This window comes from Phenylobacterium sp. GW823-FHT02A09 (genome assembly GCF_058797775.1).
Genome location: NZ_JBXAJZ010000003.1, coordinates 579,573 through 596,048, shown reverse-complemented (window position 1 = coordinate 596,048; position 16,476 = coordinate 579,573). Strand labels below are relative to the sequence as shown.

The 16,476-nt window shown below is 69.3% G+C and carries 18 protein-coding genes; 4 read left to right on the top strand and 14 right to left on the bottom strand.

Going from position 1 to position 16,476, the window contains the following annotated elements; all coding sequences use genetic code 11:
• Nucleotides 1-13 precede the first annotated feature (13 nt).
• The 3 genes from AC1Q87_RS15550 to AC1Q87_RS15540 all read right to left on the bottom strand — a co-directional run bounded on the left by AC1Q87_RS15550 (nucleotide 14) and on the right by AC1Q87_RS15540 (nucleotide 3,831).
• Nucleotides 14-1,039, bottom strand: a complete 1,026-nt coding sequence (locus AC1Q87_RS15550) for an NADP-dependent oxidoreductase (protein ID WP_492609822.1) — start codon at nucleotides 1,037-1,039, stop codon at nucleotides 14-16.
• Nucleotides 1,040-1,100: 61 nt separating this feature from the next.
• Entirely contained in the window at nucleotides 1,101-1,832 is a 732-nt protein-coding gene (locus AC1Q87_RS15545) for a TVP38/TMEM64 family protein (RefSeq protein ID WP_492609821.1), read from the bottom strand.
• An 88-nt stretch (nucleotides 1,833-1,920) separates the two neighbouring features.
• Nucleotides 1,921-3,831, bottom strand: coding sequence for a DEAD/DEAH box helicase (locus AC1Q87_RS15540; protein ID WP_492609820.1), 1,911 nt, complete (start codon nucleotides 3,829-3,831; stop codon nucleotides 1,921-1,923).
• A gap of 161 nt (nucleotides 3,832-3,992) precedes the next feature.
• Between AC1Q87_RS15540 and AC1Q87_RS15535 the strand changes: the two genes are divergently transcribed.
• Together AC1Q87_RS15535 and AC1Q87_RS15530 are read left to right on the top strand one after the other, a co-directional pair.
• Nucleotides 3,993-4,376 carry a DUF6841 family protein gene (locus tag AC1Q87_RS15535; RefSeq protein ID WP_492609819.1) on the top strand — a complete coding sequence of 128 codons (384 nt, stop codon included), beginning with the start codon at nucleotides 3,993-3,995 and terminating at the stop codon, nucleotides 4,374-4,376.
• Nucleotides 4,377-4,415: 39 nt separating this feature from the next.
• A complete protein-coding gene (locus tag AC1Q87_RS15530; protein WP_492609818.1) occupies nucleotides 4,416-5,627 on the top strand; it encodes a TIGR03862 family flavoprotein in 1,212 nt (403 codons plus the stop codon).
• Here AC1Q87_RS15530 and AC1Q87_RS15525 read toward each other — a convergent pair.
• From AC1Q87_RS15525 to flgB, 10 genes are all read right to left on the bottom strand, one after another.
• The gene (locus AC1Q87_RS15525) at nucleotides 5,617-6,537 is read right to left on the bottom strand and encodes a mechanosensitive ion channel family protein (RefSeq protein ID WP_492609817.1); all 921 of its coding nucleotides are present in this window, start codon (nucleotides 6,535-6,537) and stop codon (nucleotides 5,617-5,619) included. The two genes, AC1Q87_RS15530 and AC1Q87_RS15525, sit on opposite strands and share 11 nt — an antisense overlap.
• A gap of 51 nt (nucleotides 6,538-6,588) precedes the next feature.
• Nucleotides 6,589-8,658, bottom strand: coding sequence for a cell cycle histidine kinase CckA (cckA, locus tag AC1Q87_RS15520; protein ID WP_492610022.1), 2,070 nt, complete (start codon nucleotides 8,656-8,658; stop codon nucleotides 6,589-6,591).
• A gap of 75 nt (nucleotides 8,659-8,733) precedes the next feature.
• The gene (gene flhB, locus AC1Q87_RS15515) at nucleotides 8,734-9,822 is read right to left on the bottom strand and encodes a flagellar biosynthesis protein FlhB (RefSeq protein ID WP_492609816.1); all 1,089 of its coding nucleotides are present in this window, start codon (nucleotides 9,820-9,822) and stop codon (nucleotides 8,734-8,736) included.
• A gap of 3 nt (nucleotides 9,823-9,825) precedes the next feature.
• Nucleotides 9,826-10,581 (bottom strand): flagellar biosynthetic protein FliR, encoded by a 756-nt coding sequence (fliR, locus tag AC1Q87_RS15510; RefSeq protein ID WP_492609815.1) that lies wholly within the window; start codon nucleotides 10,579-10,581, stop codon nucleotides 9,826-9,828.
• A gap of 19 nt (nucleotides 10,582-10,600) precedes the next feature.
• Nucleotides 10,601-10,864, bottom strand: coding sequence for a flagellar biosynthesis protein FliQ (gene fliQ / locus AC1Q87_RS15505; protein ID WP_183773444.1), 264 nt, complete (start codon nucleotides 10,862-10,864; stop codon nucleotides 10,601-10,603).
• 76 nt (nucleotides 10,865-10,940) lie between these two features.
• Nucleotides 10,941-12,485 carry a glycine betaine ABC transporter substrate-binding protein gene (locus tag AC1Q87_RS15500; RefSeq protein WP_492609814.1) on the bottom strand — a complete coding sequence of 515 codons (1,545 nt, stop codon included), beginning with the start codon at nucleotides 12,483-12,485 and terminating at the stop codon, nucleotides 10,941-10,943.
• Nucleotides 12,482-13,249 carry an ATP-binding cassette domain-containing protein gene (locus tag AC1Q87_RS15495; protein WP_492609813.1) on the bottom strand — a complete coding sequence of 256 codons (768 nt, stop codon included), beginning with the start codon at nucleotides 13,247-13,249 and terminating at the stop codon, nucleotides 12,482-12,484. Before AC1Q87_RS15495 ends, AC1Q87_RS15500 begins: the two co-directional genes overlap by 4 nt.
• A 48-nt stretch (nucleotides 13,250-13,297) precedes the next feature.
• The gene (gene fliE / locus AC1Q87_RS15490; protein WP_267230539.1) at nucleotides 13,298-13,606 is read right to left on the bottom strand and encodes a flagellar hook-basal body complex protein FliE; all 309 of its coding nucleotides are present in this window, start codon (nucleotides 13,604-13,606) and stop codon (nucleotides 13,298-13,300) included.
• Nucleotides 13,607-13,620: 14 nt separating this feature from the next.
• Nucleotides 13,621-14,040, bottom strand: a complete 420-nt coding sequence (flgC, locus tag AC1Q87_RS15485) for a flagellar basal body rod protein FlgC (protein WP_183773440.1) — start codon at nucleotides 14,038-14,040, stop codon at nucleotides 13,621-13,623.
• A gap of 11 nt (nucleotides 14,041-14,051) precedes the next feature.
• On the bottom strand, nucleotides 14,052-14,486 hold the full coding sequence (gene flgB, locus AC1Q87_RS15480; RefSeq protein WP_492609812.1) for a flagellar basal body rod protein FlgB: 435 nt from the start codon (nucleotides 14,484-14,486) through the stop codon (nucleotides 14,052-14,054).
• Nucleotides 14,487-14,592: 106 nt separating this feature from the next.
• Here flgB and AC1Q87_RS15475 point away from each other — a divergent pair, with 106 nt between their 5' ends.
• Complete coding sequence (locus AC1Q87_RS15475; protein ID WP_492609811.1) at nucleotides 14,593-14,886, top strand: flagellar biosynthetic protein FliO; 294 nt, start codon at nucleotides 14,593-14,595, stop codon at nucleotides 14,884-14,886.
• On the top strand, nucleotides 14,879-15,676 hold the full coding sequence (gene fliP, locus AC1Q87_RS15470; RefSeq protein ID WP_492609810.1) for a flagellar type III secretion system pore protein FliP: 798 nt from the start codon (nucleotides 14,879-14,881) through the stop codon (nucleotides 15,674-15,676). Before AC1Q87_RS15475 ends, fliP begins: the two co-directional genes overlap by 8 nt.
• Here fliP and AC1Q87_RS15465 read toward each other — a convergent pair.
• Nucleotides 15,673-16,476 (bottom strand): transporter, encoded by an 804-nt coding sequence (locus tag AC1Q87_RS15465; RefSeq protein WP_492609809.1) that lies wholly within the window; start codon nucleotides 16,474-16,476, stop codon nucleotides 15,673-15,675. The genes fliP and AC1Q87_RS15465 overlap by 4 nt on opposite strands.

Genomic DNA, 16,476 nt, shown 5'->3' with positions numbered 1-16,476 from the left:
CCCCTCTTCGGCGTCAGGCGTGCCGGGGCTCGGGCGAGACCTGGATCAGCAGCTTGCCGTCATGGTCGCCGGTGAACAGCCGGCCCAGCGCGCTGACGGCGTTCTCCAGGCCATCGACGACGTGGACCTTCCACTTGAGGCGGCCATCGGCCACCAGCGGCTCTAGCTCGGCCATCGCTTCGGCCGCGCGCGGCAGGTAGTCGATGACGATGAAGCCCTTGATCAGGATGCGGTGCATCAGCACCCGCCCGAAGTCGGTCGGGCCGGAGATAGCCCCCTCGCGGTTGTAGGTCGAGATCATCCCGCACAGCGGCATGCGGCTGAAATTGTTCATCTGGCCGATGACGGCGTCCATCACCTTGCCGCCGACGTTCTCGAAATTGATGTCGACGCCGTTCGGGGCCAGCCGCGACAACGCCTCGGCGACGTCCTCGGACTTGTAGTCGATAGCCCCATCGAACCCGAGATCCTGGGTCAGCCAGCGGCACTTCTCGGGCCCTCCGGCGATGCCGATGACCCGGCACCCCTGGAGTTTGGCCAATTGGCCGACGATCGAGCCGACCGCGCCGGCGGCGGCCGAGACCACCACCGTCTCGCCCGGCTGCGGCTTGCCGATGTCGTTGAGCCCGAAATAGGCGGTCAGGCCGGTCGCGCCGAGCACGCTCATGTGCGCGGTCAGCGGCACGTCGGTCAGGTGCGGTACGCGCCGGGCCATGCCCTCGTGCACCACGGCGTAGTCCTGCCAGCCGCCGAGGCCCGCATTGACGATGGCCCCTTCCGGCAGCGCAGCGTTGCGCGACTGCTCGACCACGCCGATGGCGCCGCCGCGCATCACCTCGCCGATCTGCACCGGCGGCAGGTACTGGTCCTGGTCGCTCATCCAGATTCGGTTCGTCGGGTCGAGAGAGAGGTAGATGTTGCGGACCAGCACCTCGCCATCGTGCAGTTCGGGCGTCACCGTCTCGATCAGCTCCAGGTCGTCCGGAACGATCTCCCCGGCGGGACGGCGACGCAAAATCCACTGACGGTTGGTCGGCATGAGGGGCTCCTTCCGAGAGGCTCCCCGATCATGGGCCGCGCCAGGCGGCGGAGTCGAGCGCCTACAGCGGCTGCTCGCGACGCTTGAGCCGTCCGCTGAGCAGGCTGAGCGCGCCCAGCGCCGCCAGCGGCAGCGCCACCTGCGGCCGCAGCAACAGACTGGCGTCCGGCGTTCGCCCGCCCAGGAACGCCTGGCCCAGGCCTGCGCCGAGATAGCTGTAGATCAGCGAATACGGCACGGCGCCGACGGCGGTGGCGGCCACATAGGCGCGGAACGGCGCGCGCGCGCAGCCGGCCGCCAGGTTGACCAGGCCGAACGGGCTGAGCGGCACCAGGCGCAGGGTGAGCAGATAGCGGAACGGCGCGCGGTCGAAGCCCTCCATGAGCCCGCGGAACCGCCCGCCGGTCAGGAAGCGGCGGATGCGGTCGCCGGCTGCGAACCTGGCCGCCAGATAGGTCATGATCGCGCCGAGGGTCGAACCGACGATGGTCGCCAGCGCCCCGATCAGCGGCCCGAACAGGAAGCCGCCGGCCAGCATCAGGACCAGGCCAAGCGGCACGAACGCGCCCGTGGCGACGGCATAGAGGGCGATGAACACCGCCAAGGCCGCCAACGGCGCCGCCGCGACCTCGCCGCGCAGGCGGAGCTCGTTGGCCTGAACGCTGTCGAACGAAAGGGTCGCCAAGCCGCTGGCGTATAGCGCGACGGCCGCGCCGATCAGCAGCACCGCCGGAACCCACCTCGCGACGATGCGCAGGCGGGCCAAGCGTCGATCGTTCTCGGTCTCGGTCATCCGGCTGGCGCCTTCGTCCCTGCCGCGCGCCCCTCAGGGGAACGCGCGATCACAGCCTAGGACTGATTTTGTGACCGGACCAAGACGGCTATTTGCGCTGGTCGTTGCCCTTTTTCTTCCACGGCGGCTTGCCCGCCTTTGGGCCGGGCGAACCCGGCGGCCCCTTGAAGGCGGGCTTGCCGCCGTCGCGCGGAGGGCCCTTGCCGAACGGCTTGCCTTCGCCGGCCGCGCCTTTGCGGAAGGGCGGCTTGCCTTCGCCGGGCGGTCCCTTGCGGAACGGACGGTCGCCGCTCGGCGGGCCCTTCCGGTGCGGACCGCCGCGCGGCGGCGAGGTCGGACCGCCGGGCGGGCCCGAGGCTTCGATCTTGATCTCGTCGTCGACCGTCGCCTTCACCGCAGCGGCGAACTTGCCCTCGGCTTCCTTCGAGATCTCGAATTTCGTCTCGCGATCGAAGATGCGGATCGAACCGATGTCTTTCTTGGTGACGTGGCCCAGGCGGCAGATCATCGGGATCAGCCACTTGGGATCGGCGTTCTTGTCGCGGCCGACGGTGATGCGGAACCAGGAGACGTCTTCCGGCGCCAGGCGCGGCGGCCGACCGACCGGGCCGTCCTCGCGGTCCGACGGCTCCCACCGCTCGCCGCGTTGCGGGCGATCGCGATCGCGGGCCTGCGCGTCGCGCATGCGGGCGTCGTCATAGAGCTCTTCCGGCGCCGGCAGGCGCTGGCGGTAGAGCCGCATCAAGGCGGCGGCGACCTGCTCGGCGCTGCGGGTCTCCAGCACCAGTCGGGCCAGGGCCAGGTCTTCCTCGGCCGGGGTCTCGGTGAGGATCGGGTCCTCGAGCATCCGGGCTTGGTCCTTGGCCTTGATCTCGTCGGCGGTCGGCGGGCCTTGCCAGTGGACGTCGACGCCGGCCGAGGCCAGCAGCTGCTCGGCCTTGCGGCGGCGGGTGTAGGGCACCAGCAGGACGGAGGTGCCCTTCTTGCCGGCGCGGCCGGTGCGACCCGAGCGGTGCAGCAGGGCCGGCTTGTTGATCGGCAGGTCGGCGTGGATCACCAGGCCGAGGTCCGGCAGGTCGAGACCGCGGGCGGCGACGTCGGTCGCCACGCAGACCCGCGCATGACCATCGCGCAGCGCCTGCAGCGCTTCGGAGCGCTCGCGCTGGCCGAGTTCGCCCGACAGGCCGACGACCTGGAAGCCGCGCTCGCGCAGCGCCGCATGCATGTGGCGCACGCCGTCGCGGGTGTTGCAGAACACCAGCGCGCCGGGGGCCTCGAAAAAGCGCAGCACGTTGACAACGGCCAGCTCGACCTCGTTCGGCGCGACGCGGACAGCGCGGTATTCGATGTCGCCGTGCGGTTCGTCGCGGCGCACGGTGTCGATGCGCAGGGCGTTCTTCTGGTAGCGCTTGGCCAAGGCGGCGATGTCCTTGGCGATCGTCGCCGAGAACAGCAGCGTGCGGCGGTCAACTGGCGAGGAGTCGAGGATCTCCTCCAGGTCCTCGCGGAAGCCCATGTCGAGCATCTCGTCGGCCTCGTCGAGGACGAGTACGCGCAGGGCGCCGAGATCGAGATTGCCGCGTTCCAGGTGATCCTTCAGGCGGCCCGGCGTGCCGACCAGGATGTGGCAACCGGCGGCCAGCGCGCGTTGCTCGCGACGCGGATCCATGCCGCCGACGCAGGTCTCGACCTTCGCCCCGGCCTGGCCATAGAGCCAGCTCAGTTCGCGAGCGACCTGCATGGCCAGTTCGCGGGTGGGGGCGATGGCCAGCGCCAGCGGCGGACCGGCCTGGCCGAACCACTGCTCTTCGCCAAGCAAGGTGGGGCCGGCTGCGAGGCCGAAGGCCACAGTCTTTCCAGAGCCCGTCTGGGCGGAGACCAGCAGGTCGCGGCCCTCGGCCTCCTCCGTCAGCACAGCGGCCTGCACCGGGGTGGGATTTTCGTATCCCTGGCTCGCGAGCGCGCGCGCCAAGGCGGGATGGATGTTAGGGAAGGCCATGGTCGTCCTTGAAGGTTCGCGCCACACACAAAAAGAGCGCGGGCGCGCCTTAGAGGCCAAGCAAGCGTCTACGGCAAGCCTTACAACGCGGAAATCGTGCTCCGGGGCGCAAGCGCCGCAGAAATAAACGTGCGAAGCTAGCCCTGACAAGGGGAGATGACATGCCGAGCTACGAGACCGAAATCGCCGCCGCGATGGCCGTCACCGACGCCTTCATGACCGCCTTCAACGCCCGCGACCTGCCCGCATTCGAGAAGACCTTCAACTTCCCCAGCGTGCGGCTGGCCTCCAACACCCTGACGATCATCGAGCCCGGCTATCATCAACCGCAGATGTTCGAGAAGGGCCCGCTGTCGGACTGGGACCACTCGGCCTGGGAGCGGCGCGAGGTGATCCACGCCGGGCCCGACAAGGTGCACCTCGACACCCGCTTCACCCGCTACCGCAAGGACGGCAGCGTCATCGGCGGCTTCGATTCCATCTATGTGATCACCTGCGAAGAGGGTCATTGGGGCGTGAAGGCTCGCTCCAGCTTCGCGCCCTGAGGCTGGACTTTTGCGGCGGAAGGGCCTCTGACCACGCCGATGTCCAAGTCAGTGAAGACCGCCGCGGTGGTCGGCGGCGGCCCCGCGGGTCTGATCGCCGCCGAAACCCTTAGCGCCGCCGGCGTGAAGGTGACGCTCTACGACCGGATGCCGACGCTCGGCCGCAAGTTCCTGATGGCCGGGCGCGGCGGGCTCAACCTCACCCATTCCGAGGACCTGGCGAGCTTCACCCAACGCTACGGCGCGGCCGCCGAGTGGCTCGCGCCACTGATCGAGGCGTTTTCTCCCACGGATCTTCTGGCGTGGGCGCAGGGCCTAGGTCAGGAGACATTCGTCGGCTCCAGCGGGCGAGTGTTCCCAAAGGCCCTGAAAGCCTCCCCCCTGCTGCGGGCCTGGCTGGCGCGGCTGTCCTCGCAAGGGGTGGAATTGCGCTTGCGGCATGAATGGCGCGGCTGGAACACCGCTGGCGAGCTGGTCTTCGCCGGCGCCGATGGCGTGGTCGAGATCGCGCGCCCGGACGCCGTCATCCTGGCCCTCGGCGGCGCCAGCTGGCCGAAACTTGGTTCGACCGGCTCCTGGGCCGCGCTGCTCGCCGACAAGGGCGTCGATCTCGCGCCGTTCCGCAGCGCAAACGCCGGCTTCGACGTCGTCTGGAGCCCGATGTTCGCCGAGCGCTTCGCCGGCGAGCCGATGAAGAACATCGCGCTCAGCTTCAATGGCAGGACCGTGCGCGGTGAGGCGATGGTCGCTGCCTATGGGATCGAAGGCGGTGCGATTTACGCCCTGTCGGCGGACCTGCGCGAGGCGCTCGCCCAAGACGCCGATGCGGTCCTGGAGGTCGACCTGACCCCGGATCTCAGCCGGGCCAAGCTGACCGACCGGCTGCACCGCGCGCCGGGCGGCCAGTCGACCACCAACCTGCTGCGCAAGGCGGCGGGGCTGTCGCCGGTCGAGATCAACCTGCTGCGCGAGGCGCACGGCGTGGGCCTGCCGCGCGAGCCGGGGGCGCTGGCGCGGGCGATCAAGGGCGCGCCGCTGCGTCTGACCGGCATGCGTCCGCTGGAGCGGGCGATCTCGTCGGCCGGCGGCGTCACGCGTTCGGCCGTCGACGAGCGCCTGATGCTGCGCACGATCCCTGGCGTCTACGCGGTCGGCGAGATGCTCGACTGGGAGGCCCCGACCGGCGGCTACCTGCTGCAGGCCTGCTTCGCCACCGGCGTCCACGCCGCGCGATCGATCCTTACGGCTTAGCGCGCAGCCGGTCGCTCAGGGTCGCTCGCGGCTTCTTCTTCGGCGCTGCCGGCTTGGCGCGCGGCGCCGGCAGCGCCGGCAATTGCTCTGCGCCCTCGGCGAGCAACCGCCCCGCCAGCATCAGGTCGGCCTTCACGGCCCCGAAATCACCGGCCTCGACCCAGGCCCGCACGGTCAGCTCGACGAAGGCCTCGGACATCCCGGTCAGTTCGACCTGAGGGGCGGGCTCCTTGAGCACCAGGGGATTTGCCTCGGCGCGGGCCTTCAGCCCCTCCATCAGCGCGGGCACGTCGCGCTTCAGGTCGGTCTTGATCGCCGCGTCGACGCGGCGGCGGCTGTGGTAGCTGGTGTTGACGATAACGTCGCCGAACACCTTGCCGTTGGGCAGCACGACCTTGAGATTGTCAGGCGTGGTGAGTTCGGTGACGAACAGGTCGAGCGTCCGCACGGTGCCGGTGCGTCCGGCCACTTCGATCACGTCGCCGACCCGATAGGGCCGGAACAGCAGCAGCATCACCCCGGCCGCGACATTGCTCAGCGTGCCCTGCAGCGCCAGGCCGACGGCCAGCGACGCCGCGCCCAGCACCGCCAGGATCGAGGTCGTTTGCACGCCCAGCTGCTGAAGCACCGCGATGATCCCAACGATCATCACCAGGTAGCGCGCCGCCGAACCGGCGAAGCCCTGCAGCGTCACGTCCGGCGGCCCGCCGCCGTGCACGCGGGCGATCAGACGCCTCACCAGCCGCGCGGCCCAGCCGGCCGCCCACCAGGTGACGGTGAGGATGAGGATCGCGACGACCAGGTTCACGGCTAGGTCGCCGGCCGCGTCGATGAACTTGTGGAAGACGTTCTCGTCGGCCCGGACCGTCTGGTTCAGACGGCTGGTGATCTCGTGTTCAATTCCCTGCATGCCCACCGCTTAGCATCGACGCCCCCGCCAAGGCCAATCCGCGGCCAAACGCTAGGCCGCCTTCTGAAGTTCCTGCTTCACGCGTTCGGCCAGCGTCTTGATGTCGATCGGCTTGGGCAGGAACGAGATGTTCTCCTCGCCTTCCAGCAAATTCGAGAACTCCGCCTCGGCGTAGCCGGAGATGAACATCACCGGCGCGCCGGCCAGATAGGCGCGGGCATGCTTGAGCAGGTCGGGGCCCTGCATGCCTGGCATCACCACGTCCGAGATCATCAGGTCTATCTGGCCGGCATGCTGTTCGGCCAGCTCCAGCGCTTCCTCGCCTGATCCGGCTTCGATCACCTCGTAGCCGCGGGCGCGCAGCAGCTTGGCGGCCACGGTGCGCACCGCGTCCTCGTCCTCGACGAACAGGATGCGGCCGGCGCCCGACAGGTCGCGCGCCTTGGGCGGCGCCCTGTTGGCGGCCGGGGTCGGCGCCGGCGCGGCCGCGGTCGGGATGTGGACCGGCAGGAAGATTCGGAACGCCGCGCCCTCGCCCGGCTTGGAGGCGACGCTGATCCAGCCGTCCGATTGCTTGACGATGCCGTAGACGGTGGCGAGGCCCAGCCCCGTCCCCTCGCCCACCGGCTTGGTGGTGAAGAACGGGTCGAAGATCTTGTCCATCACCTCGGGCGGAATGCCGGGGCCGTCGTCCGAGACCTCGATCAGCGCCTGGTCGCCCTTGGCGGCCGGATAGCCCTGGGCGGCGGCCTCGTCCTGGGTGAGCCGCGCTAGGCGGATGCGGACTACGCCGCCGCCATGGGCCCGAACCGCGTCGCGGGCGTTGACCGCCAGGTTCATGACCGCGGTCTCGATCTGGCTGCGGTCGGCGCGCACGTGCGGCAGGTTGCGGCCGTACTCGGTCTCGAGCTTCACGTCCTCGTAGAGCACGCGGCGCAGCAGCACCTCGGACTCGCTGATCAGTTCGCCGAGGTCCAGGGTCTCGCGCTGGACGGTCTGCTTGCGCGAGAAGGCCAGCAGCTTGCGGACCAGGTCGGCGGCGCGGGTCGAGGTCGAGCGGATCTCGTTCAACCCCTCGTACGAGGGGTCGCCGACCGGGTGGCGCTGGGCCAGCACGTCGAGCTGGAAGAATATCGCCGTCAGCAGGTTGTTGAAGTCGTGGGCGACGCCGCCGGCCAGCTGGCCGATGGCCTGCATCTTCTGGCTCTGCGAGAGCTGCAGCTCGATCTGCTTCTGCTCGGACACGTCGACCAGGTAGGCGACCCAGCGGCCGTCGCTTCTGGAGAGATAGAGGTGGGCGATCTTGGCCGGATCCTTGGCCAGCCGCACTTCCAGCGCCCCCACATGCCCCTCGGCCAGCTTCTGGACCGCATCGGCGCGCGAGGCCACGTCGATGAGGTCGCCGAACCGCGAGCCGCTGGCCGCGCCGCCCGACAGGCCGGCCAGGGCCGGATTGGCCTCGATGATCGTCGCTTCAAAGGGATCGTCCCCGTCGAGCAGCGCGGCGCCGAACGGCGAGGCGGCCGCGAAGGCGTCCAGCACCTTGGGCGGCGGCGGCTTGGCGGTGTTGAAGGCTTGCAGCACCTCGGCCGCGGCCGGCGGCAGGGCCAGCGGCGGCGCTTCGGCGAGGCGTACTAGGAAGCGGCGCTCGCCCAGCGGCGCGACGGTCGCCGAATGCTCCGAGCCGTTGTTGCGGATCGAGGCCTGGGCCGTCTCGCCGCGGCGCGCGGCGGTCAGAGCCGAGAACAGGCTGGCGGCCGACGAACCGCCCTTAGGCAGGCGGGCGGCCGCGCCCAGCATCGCGCGCCAGGCGGCGTTGGCGGCATGAATGCGCCCGTCTGCCGCGGCGATCGCCGCCGGCTCGGTGAGCGCGTCGACCATCTGATCGGCGCCCGGCTCTCCGGCCACCGCCGGCTCGGCCGAGTTGCGCAGCGCGAACAGGCCAAGGCAGGCCACGCCGAACAGCCCGATCAGCAGCATCACCCCGGCGCGCGTCGCCGGGCCGGCGTGGAAGGCCGGCACCGCCGCAAAGCCCACGGCGGCGAGAAAGCAAAGCACCGCCATCGCCGTCATCGGGTCGAAGCGGCGGGCCGCGCGGTCCTTCGTCTTGGGCTTGGCCATGGGACGGTCCCGGTTGAATTCGGACGGGGAGGCCAGCGCCTCCGGCGAATCAGTCACGCAATGTTCTCATATTTCTCAGTGGTGGCGGGCCTTTGCGGCCACGCGCGCGCTGCTCTGCATGATGAAGCCGATCAGCTTGGCCACGGCTTCGTAGTGAGCGGGCGGAATGAAGTCGTCGAGTTCGACCGCCGCATAGAGCGCGCGCGCCAATGGCGGGTCCTCGATGACCGGCACGCCATGCTCCTCGGCGAGGGCCCGGATCTTCAGCGCGACGGCGTCCATGCCCTTGGCGACGCACTGCGGCGCATTGGTTTCGCCGGCCTCGTAGCGCAGGGCGACGGCGTAGTGGGTCGGGTTCATCACCACCATGGTGGCGGTGGGCACCGCGGCCATCATCCGGCGGCGCGAGCGCTGGATGGCGATCTGGCGGCGCTTGGCCTTGAAGTGCGGGTCGCCTTCCGAGTTCTTGAACTCTTCCTTCTGCTCTTCCTTGGTCATGCGCATGCGCTTGAGGAAGCGCTGGCGCTGCCAGAGCCAGTCGAAGCCGGCGATCGCCAGCATCAGCGCGGCGGTCGCGAACACCAGCTTGCGAAGAATCTCGACCATCAGCGGCAGCATGGCCGCCGGATCCAGGGCGGCCAGCTCCTTCAGCGGATGGATGTAAGGCTTCATCACCACCCAGCCGACCCAGCCGACCATGATGATCTTCACGATCGACTTGAAGAACTGCATCAGGCCGTCGGGCCCGAGAATGCGCTTCAGGCCGCCGAGCGGGGAAACCTTCTTCCAATCCGGTTTGATCTTGTCGGGGCTGTAGAGCAGACCGGTCTGCACCAGATTGCCGGCCGCGCCCATGACGGCGGCGACCATCATCACACCCAGCAGGATCGGGGCGGAGGCGCGGGCCACGTGGCGGGCGACGTCGATCGAACCGTGCCCTTCGAGGCTGATGCTTTCAGGCCGCGCGATGAACGGCAGCAGCTCGGCCGCCAGGTTGCGCGACATCCAGCCGCCGGCGATGGCGATCACCGCCGCGGCGCCGACGAACGAGGCCAGCATCGCCAGGTCGGGGGTCTTGGCGACATCGCCCTTCTCTCGCGCCTTGGCGAGTTTCTGGGGTGTCGCCTCTTCTGTTTTGGAGGCTGCGTCCTGTTCGTCGGCCATGACCTAGCCCAGGAACAGCGAGACGAGCTCGCGATAGCGGTTGAGCCAGACCATGCCGATCACGCCGAGGCTGAGCGCGAAGATCGACAGGCCCAGCAGCACGATCAGCGGGGTGACGACGAAGAACACCTGGAACTGCGGCATCACCCGGCCGACCAGACCGGCGGCGACGTTGAAGATCACCGAGAACACCACGACCGGCGCGGCCAGCTGCAGGCCCAACCGGAACGAGCCCGCCACCGTCTGCACCGCCAGCTGGGTGCTGTCGGCGATCGCCAGTTCACGGGTGAACGGGAACACGGCGTACGACCGCACGATCGCGGCCAGGAACATGTGATGCAGGTCGGTGGCCATGATCAGGGTCACCCCGATCAACATCAGAAAGGTGCCGAGCGTCGTCGATGGCTGCGCCTGGCCCGGCGCGGCGGTCTGAGCGAAGGACAGCGTCGTCTGGATCGAGATGATCTCCCCGGCCGTCGACAGCGACGAGAGGAACAGCTTGAGGATCGTGCCGATCATCAGGCCGATCAGCAGCTCCTTGATCACCGCGCCAGCCACGCCCGACACCGTGCCCGGCACCGGCAGCCCCTGGGCCACCACCGGCATCAGCATCATCGCCATCAGCAGCGAAAATCCCAAGCGGATACGCGGCGGCACGCTGGTGTCGCCGAAGCCGGGCAGCAGCATGATGATCGCGCCTACCCGGGCGAAGATCAGCCCGGCGGCGTAGACCTGATTGGCGGCGGCGAAGCTTTCCATGCGGGCGGCCGGGCGGCCGCTACATCGCCGCGATGCGGGCGGCGATCTGGCGCATGAAGCCGCTCATCAGCGCGCCCATCAGCGGCAGGAACAGCAGCAGCGACAGGAAGATCGCCACGATCTTCGGTGCGTAAACCAGCGTGGCTTCCTGGATCTGCGTCAGGGCCTGCATGAGGCCGACCCCGACCCCGACCACCAGCCCGACGATCAGCACGGGCGCGCAGAGCTGGATGGTGAGCCAGATGGCGTCGCGACCGACGTCCAGAACTTCGGCGCCGCTCATCGGTAGGCCTCTTGGGTACGCGTGAAACGCTGGAAATCAGCTAGGTCGAAATTGCCTACTTATGGTTAACGAAGGGCTACTTCGAAGGTTCGAGCGCCCGGGCGGCGTGGGCCGGCGACAGCTTGCCGCGGTCACGGTCGACGCTGTAGTTCGCGGCCCGCATCGCCTCGACCGAGATCGACCCGACCAGCGGCCGCAGGGCGTCGAGCAGCCGCGCGTCATCGGCCCGCTTGGGCGAGACCAGGATCACCGCGTCATAGGGCGGCAGCGCGCCCTTGGGATCGGTCAGCACCACCAGTTTGTCGGCGGCGATCCGCCCGTCCGACGAGAAGGCCGAGATCACGTCCGCCTCCCCGCCCGACAGCGCGCGGTACATGAAGGTCGGCTGGAACGAGCGCTCGGTCTTGAAGTGGAAATCATAGGCGGCGTCGACGGCCTTCCACTCCGGCCGCGACAGGAATTCAAGGTCCGACCCCAGCGTCAGCCGCGGCGCCCGGCGCGCCAGATCAGACAGGCTGGCGATCCCCAGACTGCTGGCGCGGTCGGCGCGCATCGCGAAGGCGTAGGCGTTCTCGAACCCCAGCGATCCCAGCACCACCACCCCGTCGCGCCGCTTCAGCTCGGCGGTCAGCTGCTCCAGCACCGCCTCGCGGCCGGGGTTGTCCTGGCGCTTCAGGACGTTGGTCCACAGCGTGCCGGTGTAATCGACATAGACGTCGACCTCGCCGGCCGCGAGCGCGCGGTAGGCCACCGCCGAGCCCAGGTCTTCCTTGCGCGACACCCGCGCGCCGGTCGCCTCCAGCCGCTCGGCCATCAGTTCGGCCAGGATGTACTGCTCGGAGAAGTTCTTGGCCCCGACCACATAGCTCGCCGGCTTGCCGAAGGCCGCCAGCGGGCTCATCGCCGCCAGCGCGCCGAGCACCAGCAGCGCCGCGCCCGCGATGACTAGGCCGCGCCGACGCCTGGCCGCGCCAGTCTCAATCAAGCCCAGCAACTGATCGACGGTCATCGCCAGCGCCGCCGAGGCCGCGCAGCCGAACAGCACGAACACCCAGTTCTCGGTCTGCAGACCGGCGAAGATGTAGTTGCCCAGGCTGGTCTGGCCGACCGGGGTCGACAGTGTCGCCGCCCCGATGGTCCAGACCGCGGCGGTGCGTACGCCGGCCATGATCACCGGCATGGCGAGCGGCAGTTCGACCTGGAACAGCCGCTGGCGCGGGGTCATGCCGACCCCGTCGGCCGCCTCGCGCACCGCCGTATCGACCCCGAGGATGCCGGTGGTCGCAGTGCGCAGGATCGGCAGCATCGAATAGAGCGTCAGCGCCAATAGCGAGGGCAGGAAGCCCAGCGCCGAAAAGCCTTTGCCGAACACCGCCTGGCTGGCCGCCGACAGCCCCAGCAGCACCGGATAGAACAGCGCCAGCAGCGCCAGGCTGGGAATGGTCTGGATCAGGCCGGCGAAGGCCAGCACCGGCCAACGCAGGCGCGGGCTGCGGCTCGCGGCCACCGCCAGCGGCAGGCTGATCAGCACGCCCAGCGCCAGGGCGCTGGCGCTCAGCACCACATGCCAGGCCAGGTAGTCGGGCAGCAGGGCGAAGGCCTGAGCGATGCGCTCGTTCACGCCATGCCTCCCAGCCGCTCGCGCAGCCGTTCGGCCTGGCGCCGCGGCGCCTCCAGCAGGGCGCGCACCTCGGGATCGGTGGCGGTGGCCAACAGGTCGGCCGGCGCGCCGTCCGCCAGGATCCGCCCGCCTGCCAGGACCACGATGCGGTCGGCGAGCAGCACCGCCTCGGCCATGTCATGGGTGACCATCACGGTGGTCAGGCCGAGCTTGTCGTGCAGGGCGCGGTAGTCGCCGCCCAGGGCGTCGCGGGTCAGCGGGTCGAGCGCGCCGAACGGTTCGTCCATCAGCATGATCTTCGGCTCGGCGGCCAGGGCGCGAGCGACGCCGACCCGCTGTCGCTGGCCGCCCGACAACTCTGACGGCGCGCGCCCGGCGACCTGCGCCGGCAGCGCGACCAGATCCAGCAGTTCATCGACGCGACGCGCGATCCGCGCCTTGTCCCAGCCCAGCAGGCGGGGCGTGACGGCGACGTTCTCGGCCACCGTCAGATGCGGAAAGAGTCCGATTTCCTGGAAGACGTAGCCGATCCTTCGGCGCAGCAGGTGCCCCGCCAGCGCCCCGACGTCCTCGCCGGCGATGAGCACCGCGCCGGCGTCCGGCTGCGACAGGCCGTTGATCGTCTTGAGCAGGGTGGTCTTGCCGGATCCGGACGGCCCGACCAGGGCGACGAACTCGCCCTGATGGATCGTCAGATCGACGCCGGCCAGGGCGGCGTGGCCCCCGAAACGCTTCTCGATTTGCGAAAGCTCGATCGCCGCCATGCCCTAGGCGTAACACGGTGAGGTGGAAGGGGAACCCCTGCCTCGCCGTCAGATCGGCATGCGCATGATTTCCTGATAGGCGTTGATCACCTGATCGCGGACCGCCATCACCGTCTCCAGGCTCGCCTCTGCGGCCGAAATCGCGGTGACGACGTCGATCAACTCGGCCTTGCCGGCCACCTGGGCGGCGATCTGGCCTTCCGCCTTCTTGGTGTTGTGCATGACATCGTTCATGGCCGACTTGACCATGGAGCCGAAGTCGAGCCCCTGGTCCTCCTGACCGGCGGACGGCGGCTTGATCACCGCCGTGTTCTGGGTGGCGGCGTAGGCCTTGGCGGCGGCGAGCGCGGTCATCATGACTTAGGCCGCCCTTACTTCTTGAGGATGTCGAGGGTGCGCTGCTCCATGGCGCGCGCCGTCTCGATGACGTTGAGGTTGGCTTCGTAGGCCCGCTGGGCCTCCTTCATGTCCAGCGCCTCGACCAGGGTGTCGACGTTGGGCAGCTTCACATAGCCCTTGTCGTCGGCCGACGGGTGGCTGGGGTCGTAGACGCTGCGGAAGTCCTTGCGGTCCGGCTCGACGCGCGCGACGCGCACGCCCTGGCCGGCGTCGGTCTTGTAGGGCGTGAACACCGGCACCTGGCGGCGGTACGGGTCGCCGCCCGGCTGGCGCGACACCGACTGGGCGTTGGCCATGTTCTCGGCGATCACCCGCATGCGCGCCTGCTGGGCGCGCAGGGCGGTGGCGGCGATCATCTGGGTGGCGCCGGTCATCGGCTTGATGTCAGCCATCTAGCGTTTCCTTAGCCGCGGCCCGGCGCGCGGCTGGCCAGCCGCAGCATGCCCAGGGACTTCTGGTAGAAGCTGATCGCCGCGTCGTAGTTCATCCGCGCCTCGCCCATCTTCAGCATCTCCTCCTCGAGCACGACGGAGTTGCCGTCGAGCGTGGTCTCGGAGTCCTTGGCCTTGATCGGCTTGAACGCGCTGCGGTGCTGCGAGGCCGGCGTCATGTGCCCGGCCTGCGTCACCGCCTGGCCGCGCGCCGCCGACCCGATCGTGCCGGAGGCGGTCTGCGCCGCGCGCACCTGCGCCTCAAAGGAATAGGCCTTGAGGTCGTTGGGCGTGTAGCCGGGCGTGTCTGAATTGGCGACGTTCTGAGAGATCAGCCGCTGACGCTCGCCGAGGTGCGAGAAACGCCCCTTGAGCATCGCGAACAGCGGAATCTCGTTCAGGTTCATAGCTCAAGATGGTGAACAAACAGGGTTAACCGCGTCTTAAGACCCTACGGCGCACACGAGGGAGGACAGCGCACGAGTCGCGCCCCGCCCCGTTTTCGAACATCCGATGGAATTGGCTGATTTCCTCCGCGCCGTCTTCGCCCTGGCGCTGACCCTGGGGCTCGTCGGCCTGGCGGCCGTGGCCCTGCGTCGGTTCGGACCGGACGCCGTGGCGCGGCTGGCCAAGGCCAAGGCCGATCGCCGGCTGAAGGTCGTCGAGACCCTGGTGCTCGATCCCTCGCGTCGCCTGGTCGTGGTCTCGTTCGACGGCGAGGAAAGGCTCCTGCTGCTCGGCGAGGGACAGGTCCTGCCCGCCGCCGCCAAGTCCGTCCGCAAGCCAAAGATCACCGCCGATGCGTAAGGTTTTCGCCGCCCTCTTCCATCTACGCGCCGAAGACTGGCGGCGCGCGGCGGGCCTCTCGGTGCTGGCCACCCTGGCGGCGCTGGTGTTCCCAGCCGCCGCGGCGGCCCAGGCCATCAACATCGACCTTGGCAGCGGCGCGGGCCTCTCCGAGCGCGTCGTGCAGATGGTCGGGCTGCTGACCGTCCTGTCGCTGGCGCCGTCGATCGTGATCATGACCACGTCGTTCGTGCGGATCGTCGTGGTGCTCGGCCTGCTGCGCACCGCGCTCGGCCTCCAGCAGAGCCCGCCCAACGCGGTGTTGATCAGCCTGGCGCTGTTCCTGACCGCCATCGTCATGGGTCCGACGTTCCAGAAGTCCTACGAGGACGGCATCAAGCCGCTGATGGACCAGCAGATGGAGCTGCCGGCTGCGTTCGACGCCAGCGCCGCGCCGGTAAAGACCTTCATGCTGAGCCAAGTGGACCAGGACGACCTGGCGCTGTTCATCCGGCTGTCGAAGATCGAGCGGCCGGCCACCGCCCAGGAGACGCCGCTCAGCGTCGTCACCCCGGCCTTCATGATCTCGGAGCTGAAGCGGGCCTTCGAAATCGGCTTCCTGCTCTTCATCCCCTTCCTGGTCATCGACCTGGTGGTCGCCAGCGTGCTGATGAGCATGGGTATGATGATGCTGCCGCCGGTGGTGGTGTCCCTGCCGTTCAAGCTGATCTTCTTCGTGCTCGTCGACGGCTGGCGGCTGGTGGCCGGCAGTCTGGTCGAGAGCTTCCAGCGCGGCGCCGGCGGCGGCTAGAACCGCCGCGAAAGGCCGGCCGAAACCTCAAGGTCCGGCGTGTCGCGGGTCAGCCCGCCATAGACCCCCAGATCGAACTGCAGGTCCTTTTGGCCCGGCGGCTGCCACGCCAGGGTCAGATCCAGCGAGGCGCGATGCGCGCGGTCGGCCGGGTCATCGTCGATGGAGCCCCACAGCTCCGCGCCGAGCGAGACCGGTCCGGCCGGCCAGCTGACCCCCGCGGCCATCGAAACGGTCAGGTGCGTCCCCTCGCCGTCCGCGTCGCGCGTGACGTCGACCTCAGGCGCCATGCCCAGCGCCACGTCATCGGCCAGCGGGATCGACAGCGGCACGACCAGACCGCCCTGCCAGCCGCCGGCGCCCACGCCGCGCTTGCCCGTCGGGGCGGAGACGAACGGCTGCAACGCGACCGAGAAGCCCGAGCCGTCAGGGTTGCGCAGCGATCGGCGCAAGACGAAGAGCAGGTCCCCGACGCCCTCGGCGCGCGTTGTCTGGCCGTATTCGCGCTGGCGGATCTGAGTATAGGGCGTCCACTGGACCTGACCCTCCATCAGCGGGGTCAGACCCAGGCGCAGCTCGAGCGCCCCGACAGCGTAGGTGTCGATTGATCCCGGTCCCGAGCGCTGGAAACCGGCGTCGATCGCGCTCATCTCGAGTTGGAAGACGCCGGGATCGACGACGCAGGAGGGCGAGCCCTTTCCCGGACGGTCGGGGCAGAAGTCCCGCAGCGGTTCGGCGTGGGCCCCACAGGCGAGGCTGGCGAAGATCCCAAGAGCGGCAGCGCCGATCCAGGATCTCAT

Excerpts from the sequence above, each read along its gene's own strand:
- AC1Q87_RS15550 (WP_492609822.1), bottom strand. The coding sequence starts at position 1,039 with ATGCCGACCAACCGTCAGTGGATTTTGCGTCGCCGTCCCGCCGGGGAG.
- AC1Q87_RS15545 (WP_492609821.1), bottom strand. The coding sequence starts at position 1,832 with ATGACCGAGACCGAGAACGATCGACGCTTGGCCCGCCTGCGCATCGTC.
- AC1Q87_RS15540 (WP_492609820.1), bottom strand. The coding sequence starts at position 3,831 with ATGGCCTTCCCTAACATCCATCCCGCCTTGGCGCGCGCGCTCGCGAGC.
- AC1Q87_RS15535 (WP_492609819.1), top strand. The coding sequence starts at position 3,993 with ATGCCGAGCTACGAGACCGAAATCGCCGCCGCGATGGCCGTCACCGAC.
- AC1Q87_RS15530 (WP_492609818.1), top strand. The coding sequence starts at position 4,416 with ATGTCCAAGTCAGTGAAGACCGCCGCGGTGGTCGGCGGCGGCCCCGCG.
- AC1Q87_RS15525 (WP_492609817.1), bottom strand. The coding sequence starts at position 6,537 with ATGCAGGGAATTGAACACGAGATCACCAGCCGTCTGAACCAGACGGTC.
- cckA (WP_492610022.1), bottom strand. The coding sequence starts at position 8,658 with ATGGCCAAGCCCAAGACGAAGGACCGCGCGGCCCGCCGCTTCGACCCG.
- flhB (WP_492609816.1), bottom strand. The coding sequence starts at position 9,822 with ATGGCCGACGAACAGGACGCAGCCTCCAAAACAGAAGAGGCGACACCC.
- fliR (WP_492609815.1), bottom strand. The coding sequence starts at position 10,581 with ATGGAAAGCTTCGCCGCCGCCAATCAGGTCTACGCCGCCGGGCTGATC.
- fliQ (WP_183773444.1), bottom strand. The coding sequence starts at position 10,864 with ATGAGCGGCGCCGAAGTTCTGGACGTCGGTCGCGACGCCATCTGGCTC.
- AC1Q87_RS15495 (WP_492609813.1), bottom strand. The coding sequence starts at position 13,249 with ATGGCGGCGATCGAGCTTTCGCAAATCGAGAAGCGTTTCGGGGGCCAC.
- fliE (WP_267230539.1), bottom strand. The coding sequence starts at position 13,606 with ATGATGACCGCGCTCGCCGCCGCCAAGGCCTACGCCGCCACCCAGAAC.
- flgC (WP_183773440.1), bottom strand. The coding sequence starts at position 14,040 with ATGGCTGACATCAAGCCGATGACCGGCGCCACCCAGATGATCGCCGCC.
- flgB (WP_492609812.1), bottom strand. The coding sequence starts at position 14,486 with ATGAACCTGAACGAGATTCCGCTGTTCGCGATGCTCAAGGGGCGTTTC.
- AC1Q87_RS15475 (WP_492609811.1), top strand. The coding sequence starts at position 14,593 with ATGGAATTGGCTGATTTCCTCCGCGCCGTCTTCGCCCTGGCGCTGACC.
- fliP (WP_492609810.1), top strand. The coding sequence starts at position 14,879 with ATGCGTAAGGTTTTCGCCGCCCTCTTCCATCTACGCGCCGAAGACTGG.
- AC1Q87_RS15465 (WP_492609809.1), bottom strand. The coding sequence starts at position 16,476 with ATGAGATCCTGGATCGGCGCTGCCGCTCTTGGGATCTTCGCCAGCCTC.